The following is a 21,524-nucleotide window of genomic DNA, read 5'->3' on the forward strand; positions in this document are numbered from 1 at the left end:
CACCTGGCCGACTGGCAGGGGTTTATGGAAGGCGCTATCAACACCGGCGAAGCCGCTGCGGATGCGGTATTGGGATAAAGCTGTATCAAAAACTTAGCCCCGCTACCTGGCCTGGATGCAACACCGGCAAATGGAAAACATTGTCTTCTGTATTGAAGTGATATTTTTACGCGCAATACAGGACGGAGACTAAGAGCCTGCTTAAAATTCATTCAATGGCTTTATTATGGCTGTTTTGGGCTGCAACTGCGTTAAATTTTTCGCCATAGTGGCCTGCTATGCCTGCAAAATTTTCCTTGTTTCGCTCCAAAATAGCTTCATAATAAATTCCATCAATAAAATTTAAACAGGCTCTAACAAATGAGAAAAATTTTATTGACTATGGGAGGTGGCTTTTTATTGGCAACGGCTGGTGCGCAACAGCCTGCAACACGGAGCCAGGCAAAGATAGAGGCGGGCCCCGGTGGTACCGGCTTTGGATACGAAGCTAAATTAGCATCCCGGTTTACCATCGATGTAAATACAGGCATAGGCGGGAATTATGAAATTGCAGATGACAGATTCTACTATGTCTTTGCAAGCAGTAAATATGAGACGCCGGCACTCTGCCTCGGTATCAATCCCCGGTTTTATTACAATAGTGCAAAGCGGGCAAGTAAGGGCAGGAACACGTCATTGAATGCCGCCAGTTATATTGACATAAAAGCGAAGCTGGTGGCCCCTTTCGACACGGATTATTATACCGGTGCATCGCTCATAAATGTACATTGGGGAATGCAGCATAATATTGGCAGAAAATGGCTGCAGAATACGCATGCAGGGCTGGGATATGCTGTTGCTGAGGTTCAGTACAGCACTATTTATTATAATAATGAAGGTTCCTATACTACAGTGCGGCATCCTTCTCCCGGCTTCTTTTATCCCTCTTTGGATATAAGGTTTGCCTATGTACTTTCAAAAAAAATAAGGAATGAAGCCAGATAGCAGGCGCGGACTACCATAGATACTTCGACAATGATTTTCCTGCTTTGGCGTAGGCTTCAGAAATTCTCCAGCTGGTATCAAAATCAACGCCCATTGCATCCCGTCCCGGTGCATTATCCACAGATAGTACCGCAATAACATTGCCCCGGTTGGCAGTTTCAACAATGGTAACAGTGGCATCAATATAAGCATTCTTTCTCCAGGCGCCTACATTGAATCCCGGTTCAATAAACGTAGTGTTAAAGATCAACGTGTATTTAGCGTCCTTCTCGTTTTTCAGTTTTGATTTTTCAAGGAACTGCTCCAGGAACTGTGGTTCATAGGCGCGTGCTTTATCGTTCTGCCAGGACTCGGCCCATTTATCGCCTTTGCCGGCTTCCTTCTTATTATATTCTTCCGTTTTCTTGGCAATATAATCGGCTTCGTTTTTAAACTTTCCCACCCTTAATCCCTCGTAGCTGAATTCGATATGAACGCTTGTCTGATCTTTAAGAGGGGCTACATCTCCTTTGGTTGTTTTGATCTTTTGAGAATACCCGGCTGTGGTGATACACAACAGTATGAATAAAAAAGAAAGTCTCATAAATGGTTTATTTAAGGTTAAAAAATGAGTGGGATTTATTGTTTTGAAATTACCAGGAAGCTATGTTGTTTTCCGTGATACTGGTTGTAGATGATCACCCGGTCAATGTTTTCAGGCACTGTTCCTTTCTTTAAAAGAACCGCCGGCACATCCTGTTTTTGCAGGAGGTACGTTGCCAGCCATGTGGCAAAAGAGGTTGCTGTGGGGTACTCCCCTGTCATGTGTTTAAACCGGAGTACAGCGGTTAAAGGAACCAGTGTTTCCAGGTTGTCATAAAAAAAGCGGTAGCGGTTGTCTCCGTTATCTCCGGATAATAGCAAGGTATTGGGGGTAACAGGGTATATCGCGAGCAGCTGTTCAAACCGGTTTTCCACGTATTGCGGATCTGTGGTATGCAATGTTTCCAGGGCCTCAATCCGGGCAAGGGCGCCATCGGGCATGCCGCTTAATAAAAACAGGGCGGCTCCTTCCCCCGCAATGGTGGCTGCATGATCGGTATTGAAAAGCGCTTCGCTTGTTAATGCGGGATCATACCAGCCAGCCAGCCGGTCAATATTATAATTGTAGGTGGATATCTCGTCTACAGCCCCTGCCAGGTAAACACGCCCGGGGTGGTCATTCAAAAACATCTTTGCATCCAGCAGTGTATTTTCAAAAGCCAGTCCCAGGTGCACATGCGTGGCGTTATAATTGCGGTTTTTTGTGATGAGGCTTAATTGCCCGGCGATGGCATTGGGGGTGCTTTGAACAAAGTTGCCGGGGGTCAGCATTCCTTCTTCATAATCGATGATCTGGTTCAGGAATTTGATGCAGTCTTCCATACCTCCGTTTGCCGTTCCGATGATGATGCCATCCGGCGTGGATGCTTTCAGTAAAGGCAATCCGGCCCCGATGCCCATGCGTACGGCCTTACTCATTCTGCGCAACATGCCGGGGGGAACGCCTTCCAGCAAGGGTTCCAGCGCAACCATTTTGCCGGCGGCGGAGGAGATCAACTCACCCAGGTTTACCGGCTCAACCGTATGCTGCGGCGAAATACAAAACTGCTGATGAATGTACACAGATCTATTTTTGGGGCTAAGATAGGTAAACTTAACTATTAGCGGTCAGCCGTCAGCCTGACACGGATATCTGAATGCTCAATTCTCAGATCAAACCTCAGATCGCTCACTTCTGAAGGCTGGCCGCTTCTTTAACGAAATCATAAAAAAAATTATACGTACTTCGCAGGGTTAATAAGATAGTGTATGAATATTTTAATTACCGGCGCTTCGCAGGGGATCGGGTTTGCGGTTGCGGAAATTTTTGCAAAAAAAGGAAACCAGGTATGGATCACCTCAAGAAATGAAGTACGGCTTTACCAGGCGCTGGAAACCCTTCAGACCCAATACCCGGATGCCGCTTTTCGGGCAAAGGCATTCGACCTTTCCGTTAAAGAACAGGCTATCGCACTCGGTAACTGGGCATTAGGACATGGAACACCGGATATACTGGTAAATAATGCGGGGCTCTTTGAGCCCGGGAATGTGACCGATGAGCCAGATGGAGCGCTGGAAAGCCAGATGGCCACAAATCTTTACAGCGCCTATCATCTTACCCGGACCATCCTGCCGGCCATGAAGGAAAAAAGGCGGGGCTTTATATTTAATATCTGCTCGGTGGCAGGGTTACAGGCTTATCCCGGTGGCGGGGCTTACAGTATCAGCAAATTTGCCCTGAACGGGTTTAGCCAGAATCTCCGGGAAGAATTGAAGCCACATGGAATAAAGGTTGCGGCCCTGTTTCCCGGAGCCGTAAAGACGGCTTCCTGGGGTGATTTTGATAATAGTGAAAAAAGGATCATGGAAGCAGCGGATATCGCAGTTCTTATAGAAACGGCCACACGATTATCCGATGCTGCTTGCGTAGAAAGTATTATCTTAAGGCCGCAATTGGGCGATTTATAAAGCCGGGGCAGTATACGGCCCGTATACATTTTCCGCTCCGCTGTATAAACACTAAAAAGAGTCCCGTAAGGGGGCCACATACTAAAAATATACATGAAACGGTTTGGTTTATTGACGCTTTTGCTGCTGGCTTCAGTAATAATGATGGCCCAGCGGAATGTACTGGAGGCAAGGTTAAGGAGCAGTATTTATCTGAATGTATACGCCAATAAAACCAATTGCTATGTGGGAGAGCCCATCATTGTAACCTATAAACTGTATTCTTCGCTGGAATCGGTTTCTGAGGTCGTAAAAGATCCGGCTTTCACAGGTTTCGAGTTCCGGGACCTGATCAGCCCCGGCGATGGAATGGTAAGCCGGGAAACGGTTAACGGGGAAAGCTTTGATGTACATACCATCCGTAAAGTACAGCTGACCCCACTGGAGGCGGGGAAGCTGGAACTGGACCCCATGGTGATCAGTAACCGGATCAAACTGAGCGATGGCACCGGCAACCGCTCCGCTATACTGGATGGTATAGATGAAAACATTCCTTTAAAAAACGGGGAATACCGGATGACCATTTCTTCGGTGCCCATCGCTATTAACGTAAACAATGCCCCGGCCAATGCCCCTACCCCTGTATACAACGGTGCCGTTGGGGATTTTAAAATGAATATCCACCTTTCAAAGATCAACTTTACACCAGGTGAACGGGGAACACTGCAGATCTCCATTACAGGAGCCGGCGATTTTAGCCAGGTAACACAGCCGGCTGTGGAATGGCCAAAAGAGATTGTTGTTTATCCTGCCAATGTGCAGGAGCAATACGACCGAAACAACAGAACAGGGCCGGGGAGCAAAACCTTTACCATTCCCTTTACTACCGGTAAGGTGGGCTCTTATACCATTATGCCCATCCGGTTCTCCTATTTTGATGCAAAACAGAACCGTTACAACACGATTAATAATCCGCCTGTTACTTTTTATTCGAGAGAGCCCGGGGCCGCCCGGCGGGGCAGCGGCCCGGTAAACACGGCGGCGGAGCGCAACGATAATTTTGGAGCACTGCTGGTAGGACTGGGTATTGTGGCGCTTTTATTGCTTGTATTATTGCTGGTGCGCCGGTCAAGGAAGAAAGGTCCGGTTGCAAAGGCAGGCAGGCAGGAAAAACATTCCCCTGCGGCCGGTGCCACGCCCGTTACAGTTGCCGGCCCGGCTGTTCCGCAACCGGAAGTGAGCGTGGAGCTGCTCCTGCAACCGGCAGAAAATGCCGTTTCCAAGGCAGGCAGCTCCTTTTACAGCCAGCTGAAACAGGGGATGCTGCAGTTCTTTGAGCAGCGCTACCAGGTTTCGGCGGCGTTGTTTAATAAAGCCGCATTAAAGGAGAATATGACCTTCCGGAATGTTCCGGAACCGCTTCAGAACGAAGTGTTTAATACGCTAACGGAAATTGAAATGAATATTTATTCTGCGGGGGGTATGGACCATGACAGGGTAAAGATGCTGGAAAAAACAAAAGCCGTGCTGCATAAACTGTAATGCCTGGCTCCGGTATCGCTTCAAAAAAAGCTCAGGCAGTAAACTCCCTCTGGTACACCATCGGGCTTTTGCCGGTAATGATCTTAAAATATTTATGAAAGCTGGTAAAATTATTAAAGCCGCTTTCAAAGCACAGCCGTTTCAGGCATTGGTTGGTTTCGATCAACAGTTTGCAGGCATATCCTACTCTTAATTCGATCAGGAACTGGGAATAGGTTTTCCGGGTCCGGGATTTAAAAAAACGGCAAAATGAATTGGGGCTGATATTGGCGATGTCTGCGATCTCTTCCAGCTTTATTTTGCGTTTGAAATTTTTTATAGAATAATCAAAAACAGCCTGTATCCGTTCATTGTCGGTGGTAACGCCATCCGGTTTAAATCCTATGGATGACAACTGTACACATTTTTTTTCTTCTGATAAGATCGCCAATGCCTCCAGCATCAGTATGATCCGCTGGCTGCCTTCAATGGTCAGCAGCTTTTCCAGGATAGCGGCTACTTCATGGCTGGCTTTTCCAAAAACCTGCAACCCCCTGCGCGATCGCTCCAGCAAATTGCGGATGCCACTGTTCTCCGGCAGTTGCAGAAATTGTCCGCCTAAAAAAGTTTCGCTAAAATGGGCTACCCGTACGTCCGTGATGCGGCTGGGTACCTCCTCAAAAAAAGAGGCATCAAATTTCCAGTAATGCGGCAGATGTGAACCAACCAGGATCACGTCCCCACTCCGGAACCGCCTGATGCTGTCTCCGATAAACTGGGTACCTTCCCCGCTTTTAATGTGGATCAGCTCCAGCTCCGAATGCATATGCCATTTATTATTGATATGCGGAACCAGATCCTGCCGTACGCTGAAAGAACGCTGCGGCTCATTAGAAACTTTAAGCAATTGCGGCCTCATGGTTATATGGATTTGTCAAACAATTGTTGTTACAAGCAAGAACATAAAATTAGAAGTTTATAAATGCTGCTAAAAAAAAACTACGCAATCGTTGTCGAAGTGCTCTCTTGAAATAGTGATTGGCTGCCCCGGGTTTTGATGGGTGGCAGGATTTCTTTTCCGCTTTAAGGATGGGGAAGATACCATTGTAAAGCCGGTACCGGCGAGGGCGGGCCCTGCGGTAACGCCGTTGCCGCAGGGAAAGGAGCGGAAGACAGGCGCATAAAAAAAGCAATACTAAAAGAGTTCAGTATTGCGTTAAAAAAGTATTGGCCCGGGCGCCGTTTCTGGCCCGGTTATCTTTGGGGCATTGTTTTAATCACGTCGACCCATAAATATGGAAATATATTGCAGCAGCATCACCACGGCGGCCAGAGCTGCCACTACGTAAGTGGTTGCCGCCCATTTTAAGGCATCTTTTGCCATGGGGTATTCCCTGCTGTCTGTAACGTTTGTATGATTTAACCACGCCAGGGCCCTCTTGCTGGCGTCAAACTCCACCGGCAGCGTGATCAGGGAGAACAGAACCGTAATGGCCATTAAGATAATACCGGCCAGTAACAGGGTATAACTGCCGGAAGCGGCCATTACCAGACCCGCCAAAAGCACCCAGTTTACAATAGTGGAACTGAATTGTACGGCCGGTACCAGCTTGCTGCGCATCTGGAGCGGGGCGTATTGCGTAGCATGCTGTACTGCATGACCACATTCGTGGGCCGCTACGGCCGCTGCTGCTACTGTACGTCCTTCATAGACCTCCGGGCTCAGGTTTACCGTTTTTTTCGCCGGATCATAGTGATCACTCAAAAAACCCTGCACAGAAGTTACCTGGACATCGTAGATCCCGTTTTCCCGGAGCATTTTTTCGGCTATTTCTTTTCCGCTTAACCCTGTAGACAGGGGAACTTTGCTGTAACGGGTGAATTTACTCTTTAAAATCATCGATACTACCATGCTGATACCCATGAATAGCAGCGATACCATCATAATTCCTGGTGTCATGTTTCTTGATTTTTTTATCTATCCTGCAAATCTCTGTCCAATAGCAAGATAAAGGATGGGACCGACTTTTTGTCATGTAGATAAGTTTTTTTAAGGATATTTTAAATATTGTTTTTTTATTAAGTGACTTATAATCAGCGAATTGAATATTTTATTGACCCTGAAATTTCATCAGTTTTTAATTTGTTAACCTCCCGGCCGGTGAATTTGATTTTTTATTTCTAAGCCAGATTTGTACCTTAGTATCAGAATTTAATGGGTTAGTAAGTATTAAGGTCAGTCGAAAGATTGGCCTTTTTACTTTTGAAGATACCTGTTGGCATAAAAAAATATGGTGCCGGTTCCATTTCCCTTCCGTTTATCGGTCTTGATTCTCAATTCTCAATTCTCGAATCTGTTATCTTTACTCCATGGCTAAGGTTAAGAAATCTTTTTTTTGTCAGCATTGCGGGCATGAAAGTGTTAAGTGGCTGGGACAGTGTCCTTCTTGTGCCCAGTGGAATACATTTGTTGAGGAAGTGATCGATAAGGGGTCTGATAAAACGGACTGGAATAACTATACAGGCGCGGTAAAACGTGGTAATAAAACAGTGTCGCTTCATGAAGTGGTCAGCCAGGAGGAAGAACGTATGGTAACCCGTGATGTGGAACTGAACAGGGTGCTGGGGGGCGGTATTGTAAACGGAAGCATCATTTTGGTTGCGGGAGAGCCCGGTATCGGAAAGAGCACGTTGTTTTTACAGTGTGGCCTGCTGTTTACCGATACAAAAGTTTTATATATAAGCGGCGAGGAAAGCGAACAGCAGATCAAGATGCGTGCAGACCGGTTGACAGCCGGAGTTGCTGAAAAGATCAACGAGCAGTTTTACCTGCTCACCGAAACCTCCACGCAAACCATTTTCCAGGAGATAAAAAAACTGAAACCGCAACTGGTGATCGTGGATTCGGTACAAACATTGCAGTCGCCTGTCATAGACGCCTCGCCCGGAAGTATATCGCAGATCAGGGAATGCACTTCGGAATTGCAGCGGTATGCCAAAGAAACCCATACGCCTGTTTTCCTGATTGGCCATATTACCAAGGAAGGAAGTATTGCCGGGCCAAAGGTCCTTGAGCACATGGTAGATGTGGTATTGCAGTTTGAAGGCGACCGTCATTATGCCTACCGTATTTTACGTACGTTAAAGAACCGGTTTGGGAGTACCTCTGAGTTGGGGATCTATGAAATGACGGACCGGGGAATGCGGGGGGTGCTGAACCCCTCTGAAATACTGATCACTCAAAAAGAGGAGCAGTTGAGCGGCATCGCTATTGCTGCAACAATAGAAGGTGTGCGGCCTTTGCTGATCGAGGTACAGTCGCTGGTAACGCAATCCGTTTATGGTACTCCCCAACGAACGGCCACCGGTTTCGATCTGCGCCGGCTTCAGTTGTTACTGGCGGTGCTGGAAAAGCGGGGCGGGTTCCACTTTGGGGTTAAGGATGTGTTTCTGAACATTGCAGGCGGGATCAAGGTAGAGGATCCTTCCATTGACCTGGCTGTGCTTTGCTCCCTGCTTTCCTCCTATGAAGATGTTCCCCTTGCCCAAACCATCTGCTTTGCGGGCGAAGTAGGGCTGAGTGGTGAGATACGTGCCGTGAACAAGATCGACCAGCGTATTGCAGAAGCTGAAAAGCTGGGTTTTGAAAAGATCATTGTTTCCAAATACAACCAGTCGCTGAAAGATACCAGCCGGTTCCAGATCGAGGTCATCCGCATGGGCCGGGTAGAGGAGGTATATGAGTACCTTTTTTAAGTGTTTCACATCATTATGTGATACATCAAATTTTTTAGTGGGAAATATTTCATTCAATTTTGCAATTGAAATAGGAAACTATTCTGCTTTTTAATTGACTTTTTTTCCTCTAAAAAAATTGTACGAATGCACAAGACAACCAAAAAAAGGATCGTGCTGGCAGCTTTTGCCGTTTGCATGATCAGCACTGCACAGGCCCAAATACGCACTGTAGCGGTTAATGTAACTTTAGCGGATGTAATCGGGGTGTCTCCAACGACACCAGCAGGCGCCAATGTGGTAAACTTTACCTATAACACGGCGGCCCATTACAACGCCGACCAAACCCAGGAAATTACCGACCAGCTCCGGGTTACCAGCACCAAGGCCTACAATATAACGGTAAACGGGACTACCGATTTTGTGCCCGGCACCGGCACCGCCCTGGATTTGAGTATCCTAAGGCTGGCGGCACGTACCACCGGAGCCCCAAGTTTTGGAGCAGAGATAACACCCGTAAAAGCGAGTGAAACCACCCTTGTTTCCAATTCCCCGGCTACGCTTGATCAGGGTTTTGATGTGCAATACAAGATCCCGCAAAATGCATCACTGTTGACCGCTGCAAAAACCACCTATACCGCAACTATTGTGTTTACCGCAACAGCGATTTAATTTTTTACCGCCTCCAAAGCAGGGATTTTTCAAAAATCCCTGCTTTACTATTTTAAATAGTTCAAGTCTCCATGAGCCAGCGCCCCTTCTGCCTCCTCTTAAGCCTTCTTTTTTGCTGCCATTTGCAGGCGCAGCAGATCTCTTTTTCGCCCATGCGTCTTTTTTTTAAAGGGGCGCCGGGCGAAACCGTAAGTGAAACCATTACGATAGCGAATACAACCGGCCAGCCATATGAGTTCCTGTTAAGTCTTAAGGACTGGAACCGGGATTCATTGGGCATCAAACATTATTTTCCGGCCAACAGCCTGCCGCATTCCAATGCAAAAAGTATCAGTCTGCCCCAGACCAGTTTTATAGTGACACCTGGTGAAAAAAAGACCTATACCGTTAATCTGCGGATTCCCCCCGCGGATACGCAAAAAACGGCCAGCAACAGTATGTTGTTTTTTACCCAGGTTAATGCGCCGCCTGCGGACGCAACGGGCAAACCCGGCATCGGTATCCGGGTGAGCATGGAGTTTGGGATCCAGCTGTTTTACACACCGCAGGCAGCAGAAAAAGGAACGTTTCAATTCTTGGCGTTTAACTATGAGCCATGGTATATAAAGGATAGTATGGCACACCGGCTGGTGGTAAAATATCAAAACACGGGGCGGGTACATAAAGATGGATTTATCCGGTTTGAACTAACGAATAAGCAAACAGGAGCGGAGATAAGGCCGGCGCCGGTGCCGATAGCGATTGCGCCCCAAAGCGATCAGGTTGTTTATTGCCCGTTGGGAAAGCTGCCCCCCGGCGATTATCTGGCGGTGGCCATACTGGACGCGGGTGCAGAATATGAACTGAAAGTTGCAGAAAAAAATATCCATGTGGAAGAATAAGTTGCTCCGGTCTTTCTGGCTGATCCTGCTCGTCTGGTATACGGAGGCCCGGGCTCAAAATGCCCAGCTGACCATTAATGAAGCCGCATTAACAGCCGGATCGGCCAGTGCAACACCGGGTGGTTACAATTATAACCCGGGTATACTGGGATTGCTGACCAATATTATGGTGAAAGGTAATGGGGATCTGAATCCTGCTTCAGGCCCGGCTATTCCTTTGACAAAATTTACCGCCACCTATATCAAAGGAACGGCGATTGGTACCACGGTTACGCTTAATACGACAACCGCGCGATCAATAACGAGCAATCTTTTGTCGTTACTACTGCTTAGCGGCGGACCTTTTACGGTAAAATATGAGGCCCCCGATCTTGCTGCCACCGCCTGGCAGGCCGGAACCTATTCCAATACATTGGCCTTCTCGCTATACGAAATTCTTAGCCTTGGAGCCGCAGTTACCCCCGCATCCGTTACCCTTACTGTTGTGGTGGATCCGTTGATGAAGGAGCGCGTGGCCCCGGTGGATATAGCGCTACTGGTGAATGAGCTTAAATACTTCCGGAATACAATACTTGAATACAACAACGCACTTCAGCTACAGCATACGATACCACTACAACTGGGCCTGGTAGCAAATACAGAGCCGCTGGGTTTTGAAAACGACGCTGTAACGGACCCGCAAACCTCCGTGGGAAAAATACAGGTGCAGACAGGAGCTACCACATTGCGGCTAAGCACCACCAGCCAGCCACTGGCTGCCGATGTGCCGGTGCCTATGGGCAATAAGACCAATTTCAATGTACGGTTTTTTATCAGTCCCTCAGATCTTATTGCGGGCTTTATGAACAAAGGCAACTATACCACTAAGGTTACCCTGCAAGGGGCCAATGCCAGCTATCCGTCCAATACTTATAGTAAAACACTGAACCTGACCGTTACGGTAAATGATCTTTCTGAACTGAATGTGTCAACTACCGGTGTAACCCTGCTGTTTCAAACCGCAGCAGATTATAAAAACGGAGTAGCGCTGGATATTCCCAATCATTTACAGGTGAGCAAAACAACACCGTATGATATTAGTGTAAGGACGCAAACTGCTGATTTTTCCGGCACTGGCCAAACCAACTCAGGGGTCTCATTTCCGGTAAGTATACTGGAGCTGGGCCTGGTTGAAGGCCAATCGGTGGTCAACACCATCAATGCCCTTTCCACAACCGATCAGTTGTTGGTGAGTGGCGCCCCTCCGGTAGTGGACCGGTTTTTGAATATCCGTTACCGGATACCGTCTTCCCAAACACACTATCTTATCAATAAACCCGCAGGTACTTATACGGCCAGTGTTATTTATACGTTAACGGCACATTGACCGGTTTAATTAAACCGGGTGACCTCAATTTTCCGGCCCTGGTAGGTATACTTCAATTCAATTGTTTTGCGGTGCTGCTGTTGTACCTGTACCAATTGATTGCCCTGGAGCATGGTGAAGCCCAATGCCCCGGCTTCTACAGAAAGGGTATACTGGTCTTCGGGTAGATAAAGATGAAAAAACCCCTGTTCATCGATAAGGGTCGTAAACATGGAGCCACTTGCTGACACTGCTTTTACCCGCATACCGGCAGGTGGCGGTGGTGCATCTGCGTACTTATCGGCCACATAAACCAGCTTGCCGGTGAGCAATTCCGTTTTTACAAGCGCTACTTCGATCCGGCTGTTTTTTCTCAGTATCATTTCAATGTCTTTCAGCAGGCTCCAGTTTTTATTATTCAGGATGGAAATGGCGTAGCTTTTATTTTTTTCGCCGGTAAATTTTACAAGCCCCTTCCTGTTGGTGATTGCTATGGTGCCGTCGATACGTACCTGTACTCCCGGGGCAACGGGTTCTCCTTCATCGTAGTGGTCATTGGCATTAAGATCTGCATAAAAGAAGAGTTCCAGTTTCCGTTCCTGCAAACGGTTCTTATTATGAAAACCTTTTTCTATTCCAAACCGAAGCTGCCTGCTGCTGTAACGGTATTGCAGGGTAGGGTCGCCGGGGTCATAGCTGGCGTCGGATCCACGGGCAACATTATAGGCCATTGATTGTGCACTGACGCCGTAAAGTACGTCGGCGGTAACGGTCCAGTTATGTTTCAGATGCCAGCGAAGGTTGCCGTTTACTGCGTAATTGGATCCATGATTGTAGCCGGAATAATTATAAGTAGCCCCGGAATTTAAAGATACGCGCTGTTGAAAAAGCGAAAAAGTTGCGATGGGCCCAAGGGATAGAAACGTATATTTTGGCCGCTCCAGCTGAAGCGCCAGGGCATCGGTTAAATAGTAGCTGTTAAACTGTGCAAATGCTGAAAAGCCAAGTACCTGGCCCCTGTAAGAGGCATTGATGCGTGAGGATAAAAAAGGCGCCTGCGGCCTGCGGGAGGTATTTTGAAAGGTATAGCCATTGTCCGCTTCCAGGAAAACTGTGTGTGCTGCATAGGCATAGTTCAGGTTTAGTTTTCCGCGAAGGGAGGCCGATTTCCAGTTTTCGTTACCCGCCTGCATTCGGATATGCTGTGTAAAATAATAGGGCCTGAAAGAAAAGTTCAGGCTTCCAATCCGGGCGCCGTAGCCGATTTCATAGGTGTTATTCCCATACTTGTTTGCAGCAGAAAGATACGCGTTGCCAAAATTGGAAAGCTGCCCGGGGGTGTTATGCAGCAGGCGTATAGTTGCAGAAAGGGTGTTGCTCCTGCCAAGAACAAGCGCAATATTGTTGTCCAGCTGAAACAGCCCCCTTCTTAATCCTCCGTAGTAAGGCGTTGAATAATAGTTGTAGCTGTAAACCCTTAGGCGCCGGCTGTTATGAACGAACTTTACCCCGGCGGCGCCCCCCCGGCGGGAGCCGGCATTTTTTATGTCCAGGAGGCTGTAGCCGCCTTCGGCCGCAACATAGGTTTTTTCGCTGATTGGTAAGGTGATGGTTCCGGACAGCAGCGAGGTATTGATCTGGCTCCAGGTATTGGAGTTCCGTAATAAGGTGAAGGTTTTGTTTCTTTCGGGAGCGGACTGATCTTGGTATACAAGGGCAAAAGTGCTACCCTGGTTTTGGGGGCTGTAGCCGACGCCGTTGTATAACATATAATTGTTATCAATTCCGTATAAATTGAGTGATCGGCTGCGACCTGTTTTTAAGCGGGCTTTAATTCCTCGTCCATTCAGGTTAAAGTCGAGCAGTTCATAGATTGTTCCGGCCCTCAACCCCCATTTACGGGATTGATAGTCGATATAGGTATCATACAGATTGAATCCTTTCTGTACCGGGCTGTTTATATAATCTGCATTCAGCTGGTAGCGGAGTTGCTGGCTGTCGGCCAGGAAGAACGATCCGTTTCCCTGCAACTGGTAGGCGGAGAGCCCCTGGTTTACATACAGGTATCGCAGCCCGACGGTATTGGGCGGACTTTGTGAAAAAGAAGACTGGTTCAGGCCCAGCCGCTTGTCGCTGCTCATACTCATCATCCGGAGATTCTTTATGGCAAGCTGGGTGCCGGTTTTATCAAGAGCGCGGATCATGACCTGGAAATCGGTAGCGGTGCGGCCTCGAGACTTATTGATGGCGGTGAATACAATGGTTTGCTGCTGCCCGGGTGCAAGCGTCAGCTCGGTCGTATTGCCGGTAAATTCCAGTCCTTCAGGGATATTGCTTAATTCCAGGTGAAAACGGATCGGTATCAGTCCATTATTATAACAGCGGATGAAAATGCTGGTTTGCCGGCTGACCTGGCTAAGATAGATCTCCGGCTCATCTGTATCCACTACCAGTCCCTGTATTTGTTGCAGGTGAGCAATAAAGAAAGCCCTGCTTTGTACCATAATGCCTTTTTGTGCCGTTGTAAGCATAACGGGAAACTGCTGAAAATTGCTGTGTACAGTACGTCCGTCGGCAAAGTATTTGAGTGGAAACCATTTTTTTTCGCCGGCTTGCAGCACGATACTGTCCGGCAGGTTCAGCAGGCCGCTGATATCTGCTGAGGTATGCAACTGAACAAGCGTAACAATTGCAGTGCTGTTATTCTCGATCCAGAGGCTGTTGGAAAAGGTTGTTCCGGCGCGGATCGCAACCGTATCATACCGGAATCCATAGCTTATACCTCCCTGCTGCGCTGTAGCAAACAGGCTGCTTATAACACCCAGGATAAAGAAAATAGTACGCACGTAAACAATAAGCAGTAATAGTGGTAAGAGGTCTTAATACAGGAGCAAATGTACGCGGTCGCCTGCCTTTTTTACCGGTTATCGGACCACATAAAGATGTGATTAGAGATAGTGAAACCGGAGCAACGCAATCAGCTCAGCCTTGCTGTTGATCCGGAATATCTTGTATATGTTTTTGATGTGTTCCCTTACCGTATCGATAGAGATCTTGTATTTGTGTGCAATAAGCTTGTAACTGAGCCCTTCCAGGATCCCCTCCATAATTTGCCGCTGCCGGAAGGTTAGCTTGTCTGCCAGCTCAATGTTGTGGTTCAGGTAGTCGAATATCTTACGGGTGACGGCAGTACTTATAAATGCATCGCCTTCTATTATTTTTACCAATGCTTCATTAAAAGCCTTGGCGGAAAAAGAGCCGGGAATAAACCCGCGTACCCCTGCCCGGATATATTTCAGCAGGAGGCCAAGGTCTCCCGCCTCGCCAAAGGTCACAATCCGGCACCCGGGAAAAGACCGGGATAGGGCGGTAACCACAGACAAACTTTCCGGGCGGGTAAGATCTGCAGCAAATAAGATCAGCAAGGAATGCAGGGGGGATATGCCGGGAGTGTGCAAAAAAGGGTCATCGGGAGCCGTTATACGCTGGATCCTGAAGCAGAAAGCAGGGCTTTGCTTCAGAAAGGCAGTTAAGGGCTCCGTAAAACAAATATCGTCCGATACGATTATCGTATCGATAACAGAGGCAGAGGGCGAAACCATAATTTTCATTCATGCCGTCCACATCATAACGGCTAAATAAAAAGTTTAATTGTGGTTAAATGAACAATCAAAGCTACGCATAAAAATTTGGTTTTGTATGCGGCTATGAGTATATTTGAAAATAAGCTAATACTCATGAATACCTTGCAGCGCTTTTGGGGAGCGTTTTCCCATCTTTTTTACCCGCATGTATGTGCAGGATGCGGCAGCGATGCATTGCCGCAAAGCAGCGCGCTTTGTTTGTCCTGTTTATATGAATTGCCGGCTACCGGTTTTGAAGATCATGCTGATAATCCTGTTGAAAAAATTTTTGCGGGTAGGCTCCGGGTCGAAGCAGCCTGTGCACACTATTATTTTTCAAAACAGTCGCCCATGCAGCATATCCTGCACCAGGTAAAATACGGAGGAAACAGGGAACTGGCACATCAGCTGGGAGTAACACTGGGTGCTGCATTAAAAAGATCGCCGCGTTTCAGCACGGTCGATCTGCTTGTGCCAATGCCTTTGTTCATTACGCGGGAGCGGGAAAGGGGGTATAACCAGGCCGGGATCTTATGCAGCGGCATTGCTGCGGTAATAGGCCGGCCGGTTTGTACCAGGCTGGTTTACAGGAGCAAAGCAACGGCGACCCAAACCAAAAAGAACCGGATCGATCGTTGGAACAATATGCAGGGGAAATTCAGCGTTCCCGACGATACGCCGGCCGCAAACCGGCACCTGCTGCTGGTGGATGACGTGGTAACAACGGGTGCAACGCTGGAGGCCTGTGGCAGCGTCTTATTAAGGATTCCGGGTGTAAAGTTGAGTATTGCCGTTCTCTGTTTTGCCAGTGACTGATCCCGGGATGCTGTTTAACAGCAAAGAATAAAAAAAACCGGTTACCTTTAATAGATAAATCGCATATATGAAAGTATTTTTAATGATGTTGGTACTGACAGCGGGGATCGCCGCAGGTTCCATTTATGATTTTAAGGTGGATGGGCTTACCGGTGGTTCCATTAATTTCAGGGATTTTAAAGGGAAAAAGATCCTGGTTGTAAATACGGCCAGCAAATGCGGGTACACCCATCAGTACGAAGGGCTGGAGGAGTTGTATAAAAAGTATAAGGACAAGCTGGTGATCGTAGGCTTCCCTGCCAACAACTTTAAATCCCAGGAGCCCGGCAGCAATGACGAAATTGCTGAATTCTGTAAGAAAAATTATGGTGTCAGTTTTCCAATGGCCGGCAAGGTTTCTGTCCAGGGAAAAGATATGGCACCTATTTATAAGTATTTAATTGCTGAAGCGGAGAAAAAAGGAATAAAGGATCCGATCAAATGGAATTTTACAAAGTTTTTGTTGGATGAGAAGGGCGCACTGATTGCCGTGTTTCCCTCGAAGGTAGAACCCATGAGTGAAGATCTTTTAAAATACCTGAACTAAGTTTTCTATATATTTTTTCCGGCAACAAGCAATTAATGGCCCCTATTAAAAGGGGCTATTTTTTTATATTCGCTATAAAATAATTTATGCGTAAGCTGGCCCTTATTGTTGTTATAAATGTATGTATGATCGCCTGTAGCACGAAAAGAGCAGCAGATCTGCTGGTATTCAACGGAACTATTTACACTGTGGATACCTCTTTTAGCAAGGCGGAGGCCATGGTTGTTAAAGATGGCAGGATCGTTGCGCTGGGTACCAAAAGTGACCTGGAAAAACAATATACCTGTAAAGAACAGCTTGATGCCTCCGGAAAATTCATTTACCCGGGTTTTATAGATGCGCATGCACATTTTGCAGGTTATGCAAAAGGGCTTTCCGAATTGGACCTGACAGGAACATCCCGTTGGGCGGATATACTACATCGTTTCAACGGTTATAAGACCGGCGATACCAGTGGCTGGATCATCGGGCGGGGCTGGGATCAGAACGACTGGGATGTGAAAGAGTTTCCTACCAACGAGGAGCTTAATAAAATGTACCCGAACCGGCCGGTATACCTGGTGCGGATCGACGGGCATGCGGCCGTTGCCAATAGCAAGGCGCTGGAACTGGCGGGCGTAAAAGCGGGGGATACCATCGCCGGAGGCGAATACCAGATAAAGAATGGTGTGCTTACCGGCATCCTGATCGATAACGCCATGGATAAAGTGGCATCCAGGATCCCGGAGCCTTCGTTTGAGATGCTGAAGGCCGCGCTTCAACGGGCTGAAGCCAACTGCTTTGAACAGGGGCTGACATCGATCCACGATTGCGGGCTCAGCTATGACATGGTGGAAAATATGGAGGCCATGCAGAAGAATGGTGACCTGAAAATGCGGTTGTATGTAATGCTGAGCGATGCAAAACAGAATTATGATTACCTGCTGAAGCGGGGGATCATTAAGACCGACCGGATGCATGTGCGGGGATTTAAGATCTTTTCAGATGGTGCGCTGGGATCGAGGGGCGCCTGTCTCCTGCACGATTATTCCGATAAAGCCGGTTGGAGGGGATTTTTACTGAGCAGCCCGGAGCATTTTGATTCGGTGGCCCGTTTTATTTCCGCCCGGGGCTGGCAAATGTGCACGCATGCCATTGGAGACAGCGCCAATCGCACCATACTGGAAACTTACGCAAAGTACCTGAAGGGTAAGAATGATCAGCGCTGGCGCATTGAACACGCGCAGGTCATCAATGAACACGATTTTCATTTTTTTGGAGATTACAATATCATACCCTCTGTGCAACCAACCCATGCCACATCGGATATGTACTGGGCCGGCAGCAGGCTGGGAGCGGAGCGTTTAAAGGGGGCGTATGCCTATTTGCAGTTGCTGAAGCAAAACGGCTGGATACCGCTGGGTACTGATTTCCCGGTGGAGGATATTTCGCCGTTGAAAACATTTTATGCAGCTGTAATCAGAAAGGATGCAACCGGGTTCCCCGCATCGGGGTTCCGGATAGAAAATGCGTTGACAAGGGAACAGGCATTGCGGGGAATGACGATCTGGGCGGCCCGTGCAGCATTTGAGGAGCAGGAGAAAGGAAGCCTGGAACCAGGAAAACTGGCTGATTTTGTAGTGCTGGATCGCGATTTGATGCAGGCCCCGGCAGCGGAATTATTAAAAACAGAGGTGTTGAAGACCTATTCAGGAGGGGAGAAGGTGTTTGAAAAGAAAAAAGCCCTGTTAGATTTTTAAACCTAACAGGGCTGGGCTGCTACACGTCGTACGTAGTAGAAGCAGTATCCCCACCTCTTCCGGTCCAGTTGGTATGGAAGAACTGTCCGCGGGGTTGATCTGTTCTTTCGTAAGTATGGGCACCAAAATAGTCGCGCTGTGCCTGCAGCAGGTTTGCCGGCAGGCGTTCCGTGCGATAGCCATCATAAAAGCTGATCGCTGCGTTCAGGCAGGGTACGGGTATCCCGTTTTGTATGGCTGTGGATGTTACCTGTCTTAACCCATTCTGGCAGGCCTGTATCTTTTCTGCAAAATACGGATCCAGCAACAGGTTGGCCAGGTCCGGATTTTTATCAAACGCTTCTTTGATATTGCCCAGGAAACGGGAGCGGATGATGCATCCGCCTCTCCACATCAGGGCGATGTTGCCATAACTCAGTTCCCAGTTATATTCTTTTGCAGCCGCCTTCATCATCTGGTAGCCCTGTGCATAGGAAATAACTTTTGCGGCATACAGTGCATCTCTTAAATGATCGATAAAGGCTTTTTTGTCGCCATCGAAGGCAGGTGTGGGGCCAGCTGTCAGCACCTTAGAAGCTGCTACACGCTCGTCTTTTAATGCTGAAAGGCAACGGGCAAACACAGACTCTGTGATCAATGTCAGCGGAACTCCCAGTTCCAGTGCTACGGTTCCGGTCCACTTACCGGTCCCTTTTTGTCCGGCGGTATCCAGGATCCGGTCGATGATGGGTGTACCATCCGCTTCTTTATAGGCCAGGATATCCCGGGTGATTTCGATCAGGTAGCTGTCCAGCTCTCCTTCGTTCCACTCCTTGAATACTTCATGCATTTCGCCGGCCGACATACCCAGCACATTTTTCATGATATGGTAGATCTCATTGATCAGCTGCATATCGCCGTACTCGATCCCATTATGTACCATCTTTACAAAATGGCCGGCACCACCTGTACCCACCCAGTCGCAGCAGGGAGTACCGTCGGCTACTTTAGCCGCAATACCCTGGAAGATGGGCTTTACCGCAGGCCAGGCCTCTTTGGAGCCACCCGGCATGATAGAGGGCCCCAGTAAGGCGCCTTCTTCACCACCGGAAACACCGGTGCCGATAAAATAGAGGCCTTTGCTCTCTACATATTTTACCCGGCGCTCAGTATCAGGAAAATGGGAATTACCACCATCAATAATGATATCCCCTTTATTTAAATGCGGGATCAGCAGATCGATGAAGTCATCCACCGGCTTGCCGGCTTTTACCATCAGCATCACTTTTCTGGGGGACTTTAACGAGCTTACCAGGTCTTCGATCGATTTTGCTCCGTAAATATTTTTGCCTTTTGCCCTGCCGTTTACAAAATGTTCCACTTTATCAACAGAGCGGTTGTAAGCGCTTACATGAAAGCCCTTGCTTTCCATGTTCAGGATCAGGTTTTCACCCATTACCGCCAGGCCAATGACGCCTATGTCAGATACTTCATTCATAATTACGCGAGATTAATGTATAAACTAAAAATATTTTATATGATATAAACCTCCAAATTTAATCCGATGGGCGGTTAAATCCAATTCCTTGCCGGTGATATCGGGTATAATTATAAAATTTACAATTAACCGCCTGCTTTTATGATACTTTTTTAAGCACTGCATCGGAAAAGATCCGCATAGGAGCCCCGTATCTGAGCTTTTCCTGCAGGCAATCCGGGCAGAAGGGTACACAGGCTTACGGCAAATTTTTTAGCAGGACCATCATGACGGGAAAATGATCGCTATACCCTCCCCTGTATATATCGCCCGTATAACTCCGTAGCGGGTATCCTTTATAAGGGCCTATGTTTTCGAGCAACTCATTTTTTTTGAAGACGGCGTTTTTATAAAAGAAAAAGCCGGGCTGGTGTTTGTCTATAAAACCCTCCGAGATCAGGATCTGGTCAAAAAGGCTCCAGGCGTTTTGATAAGCAAGTGTACCGGTTCCGTTTTTATAAAGGGATACCCAGGGATTATATAGTTCCCCCATTTTTATAGCTCCGGCACGGTCGGTGGTTTTTAGCCCTTTCACGATGCTGTTGCTGACCGGCTCATCATTGAAGTCGCCCATTACGATGATTTTGGTCATGGGATCGTATGCGATCAGGGTGTCTATGAAGCGCCGGATGGTAAGAGCGGCAGCCATCCGGGCGGGCGCTGATCTTTTTTCGCCACCATAGCGGCTGGGCCAATGGTTTACGAACACATGGACCTTCTCGCCATCCATCCGACCGGTTACCCACAGGATATCGCGTGTATAACCGGATTCTTTTGCCCCCTCAGGAATGTTTACATAGAGCGGCCTGCTTTTTAATAAACGGAAATACCGGGGGTTATAGAACAATGCCACATCGATGCCACGGGCATCTTTTGAATCATAATGTGCATACCGGTAACGGCGACCGGCCAGGAGGGGATGCTGCGCCAGGGCGTCCAGTACAGTACTGTTCTCAATCTCTGATACACCCAGGAGGGCGGGACCATCGGGATTGATATCGGCGCCGATCCGGGAAATGACCGTTGCCAGGTGGTCAGCCTTTTCCTTAAAAACAGCGCTGGTATAGGTTTTCAGACCTCCGGGCGTAAAGGTTTCATCATCTTGTCTTCCATGAAAAATGGTGTCGTAAAAGTTCTCAAGATTGTAAAAAGCAATGATTGCAGTTTTGTATTGCCGGGGCTGTGCAGAAGCGCTGATGCAGAAAATGTTGATGAATATCAGCAATAGGTTCTTTTTCATATTATTTCAGGTTAAATGTGGATGGGGGACGTTGGGTCCGGGTGTTTTTCAGATATTAGTATAAAATGTTTTTTTTCTCACAGATGTGCACAGATTTTTGGAATTCTTCTGTGGAAATCCGTGTAATCCGTGAGGGATGGCGTCTTCGATAATTGTTCTTCGTTTCTTTTTCTCACTGATTCCGCAGATGTGCACAGATTTTTTAAATCCTTCTGTGGAAATCCGCGTAATCCGTGAGGGATGGCGTCTTCGATAGTTGTTCCTCGTTTCTTTTCTCACCGATTTTGCAGATGTGCACCGATTTTTGGGATTCTTCTGTGGAAGTCTGTGTAATCAGTGAGCGATATTTTCTTCGATA

Annotated in this window: 19 protein-coding genes; 10 read left to right on the forward strand and 9 right to left on the reverse strand. The window is 47.7% G+C overall.

Features of this window, described 5'->3' with window-relative positions:
- Positions 1-212 (reverse strand): hypothetical protein (locus BLS44_RS26875; RefSeq protein ID WP_218127822.1); only part of this gene is annotated, 212 nt, incomplete at its 3' end.
- A gap of 148 nt (positions 213-360) precedes the next feature.
- Between BLS44_RS26875 and BLS44_RS25565 the strand changes: the two genes are divergently transcribed.
- Positions 361-984 (forward strand): hypothetical protein, encoded by a 624-nt coding sequence (locus BLS44_RS25565; RefSeq protein WP_143019937.1) that lies wholly within the window; start codon positions 361-363, stop codon positions 982-984.
- Positions 985-994: 10 nt separating this feature from the next.
- On the opposite strand, the gene BLS44_RS25570 is transcribed toward BLS44_RS25565, so the two are convergent.
- On the reverse strand, positions 995-1,567 hold the full coding sequence (locus BLS44_RS25570; protein WP_090393609.1) for a hypothetical protein: 573 nt from the start codon (positions 1,565-1,567) through the stop codon (positions 995-997).
- Between the two features lie 35 nt (positions 1,568-1,602).
- Positions 1,603-2,628: a beta-ketoacyl synthase chain length factor gene (locus BLS44_RS25575; protein ID WP_090393610.1), complete on the reverse strand. Its 1,026-nt coding sequence runs from the start codon at positions 2,626-2,628 to the stop codon at positions 1,603-1,605.
- Positions 2,629-2,814: 186 nt separating this feature from the next.
- Between BLS44_RS25575 and BLS44_RS25580 the strand changes: the two genes are divergently transcribed.
- Together BLS44_RS25580 and BLS44_RS25585 are read left to right on the forward strand one after the other, a co-directional pair.
- Positions 2,815-3,513 carry an SDR family oxidoreductase gene (locus BLS44_RS25580; RefSeq protein WP_090393611.1) on the forward strand — a complete coding sequence of 233 codons (699 nt, stop codon included), beginning with the start codon at positions 2,815-2,817 and terminating at the stop codon, positions 3,511-3,513.
- Positions 3,514-3,606: 93 nt separating this feature from the next.
- Positions 3,607-5,034: a BatD family protein gene (locus BLS44_RS25585; protein ID WP_090393612.1), complete on the forward strand. Its 1,428-nt coding sequence runs from the start codon at positions 3,607-3,609 to the stop codon at positions 5,032-5,034.
- A 31-nt stretch (positions 5,035-5,065) separates the two neighbouring features.
- On the opposite strand, the gene BLS44_RS25590 is transcribed toward BLS44_RS25585, so the two are convergent.
- On the reverse strand, positions 5,066-5,932 hold the full coding sequence (locus tag BLS44_RS25590) for an AraC family transcriptional regulator (protein WP_090393613.1): 867 nt from the start codon (positions 5,930-5,932) through the stop codon (positions 5,066-5,068).
- A 354-nt stretch (positions 5,933-6,286) separates the two neighbouring features.
- Positions 6,287-6,973: a zinc metallopeptidase gene (locus tag BLS44_RS25595; protein ID WP_176954559.1), complete on the reverse strand. Its 687-nt coding sequence runs from the start codon at positions 6,971-6,973 to the stop codon at positions 6,287-6,289.
- 410 nt (positions 6,974-7,383) lie between these two features.
- Here BLS44_RS25595 and radA point away from each other — a divergent pair, with 410 nt between their 5' ends.
- The 4 genes from radA (at position 7,384) to BLS44_RS25615 (ending at position 11,667) form a co-directional block, all read left to right on the forward strand.
- Positions 7,384-8,769, forward strand: coding sequence for a DNA repair protein RadA (radA, locus tag BLS44_RS25600; protein WP_090393614.1), 1,386 nt, complete (start codon positions 7,384-7,386; stop codon positions 8,767-8,769).
- Positions 8,770-8,895: 126 nt separating this feature from the next.
- Positions 8,896-9,420: a hypothetical protein gene (locus BLS44_RS25605; RefSeq protein ID WP_090393615.1), complete on the forward strand. Its 525-nt coding sequence runs from the start codon at positions 8,896-8,898 to the stop codon at positions 9,418-9,420.
- A gap of 71 nt (positions 9,421-9,491) precedes the next feature.
- A complete protein-coding gene (locus tag BLS44_RS25610) occupies positions 9,492-10,301 on the forward strand; it encodes a fimbrial biogenesis chaperone (protein ID WP_143019938.1) in 810 nt (269 codons plus the stop codon).
- Positions 10,288-11,667 carry a hypothetical protein gene (locus BLS44_RS25615; protein WP_090393617.1) on the forward strand — a complete coding sequence of 460 codons (1,380 nt, stop codon included), beginning with the start codon at positions 10,288-10,290 and terminating at the stop codon, positions 11,665-11,667. Before BLS44_RS25610 ends, BLS44_RS25615 begins: the two co-directional genes overlap by 14 nt.
- Before the next feature lie 5 nt (positions 11,668-11,672).
- On the opposite strand, the gene BLS44_RS25620 is transcribed toward BLS44_RS25615, so the two are convergent.
- Together BLS44_RS25620 and BLS44_RS25625 are read right to left on the reverse strand one after the other, a co-directional pair.
- Positions 11,673-14,492 (reverse strand): COG1470 family protein, encoded by a 2,820-nt coding sequence (locus BLS44_RS25620; RefSeq protein WP_090393618.1) that lies wholly within the window; start codon positions 14,490-14,492, stop codon positions 11,673-11,675.
- A gap of 102 nt (positions 14,493-14,594) precedes the next feature.
- Positions 14,595-15,257 (reverse strand): helix-turn-helix transcriptional regulator, encoded by a 663-nt coding sequence (locus BLS44_RS25625; protein ID WP_143019939.1) that lies wholly within the window; start codon positions 15,255-15,257, stop codon positions 14,595-14,597.
- Positions 15,258-15,383: 126 nt separating this feature from the next.
- Between BLS44_RS25625 and BLS44_RS25630 the strand changes: the two genes are divergently transcribed.
- From BLS44_RS25630 to BLS44_RS25640, 3 genes are all read left to right on the forward strand, one after another.
- The gene (locus BLS44_RS25630) at positions 15,384-16,085 is read left to right on the forward strand and encodes a ComF family protein (protein WP_090393625.1); all 702 of its coding nucleotides are present in this window, start codon (positions 15,384-15,386) and stop codon (positions 16,083-16,085) included.
- A gap of 67 nt (positions 16,086-16,152) precedes the next feature.
- Complete coding sequence (locus tag BLS44_RS25635) at positions 16,153-16,671, forward strand: glutathione peroxidase (RefSeq protein WP_090393619.1); 519 nt, start codon at positions 16,153-16,155, stop codon at positions 16,669-16,671.
- A gap of 86 nt (positions 16,672-16,757) precedes the next feature.
- A complete protein-coding gene (locus BLS44_RS25640; protein ID WP_090393620.1) occupies positions 16,758-18,410 on the forward strand; it encodes an amidohydrolase in 1,653 nt (550 codons plus the stop codon).
- Positions 18,411-18,429: 19 nt separating this feature from the next.
- Here the strand turns inward: BLS44_RS25640 and gnd are convergent, their stop codons facing one another.
- Positions 18,430-19,887: a decarboxylating NADP(+)-dependent phosphogluconate dehydrogenase gene (gnd, locus tag BLS44_RS25645; RefSeq protein WP_090393621.1), complete on the reverse strand. Its 1,458-nt coding sequence runs from the start codon at positions 19,885-19,887 to the stop codon at positions 18,430-18,432.
- A gap of 238 nt (positions 19,888-20,125) precedes the next feature.
- Positions 20,126-21,166, reverse strand: coding sequence for an endonuclease/exonuclease/phosphatase family protein (locus tag BLS44_RS25650; RefSeq protein ID WP_090393622.1), 1,041 nt, complete (start codon positions 21,164-21,166; stop codon positions 20,126-20,128).
- Between the last annotated feature and the right edge of the window lie 358 nt (positions 21,167-21,524).

Origin of the sequence: Niabella drilacis (genome assembly GCF_900101395.1) — a bacterium.
Taxonomy (GTDB): Bacteria; Bacteroidota; Bacteroidia; order Chitinophagales; family Chitinophagaceae; genus Niabella; species Niabella drilacis.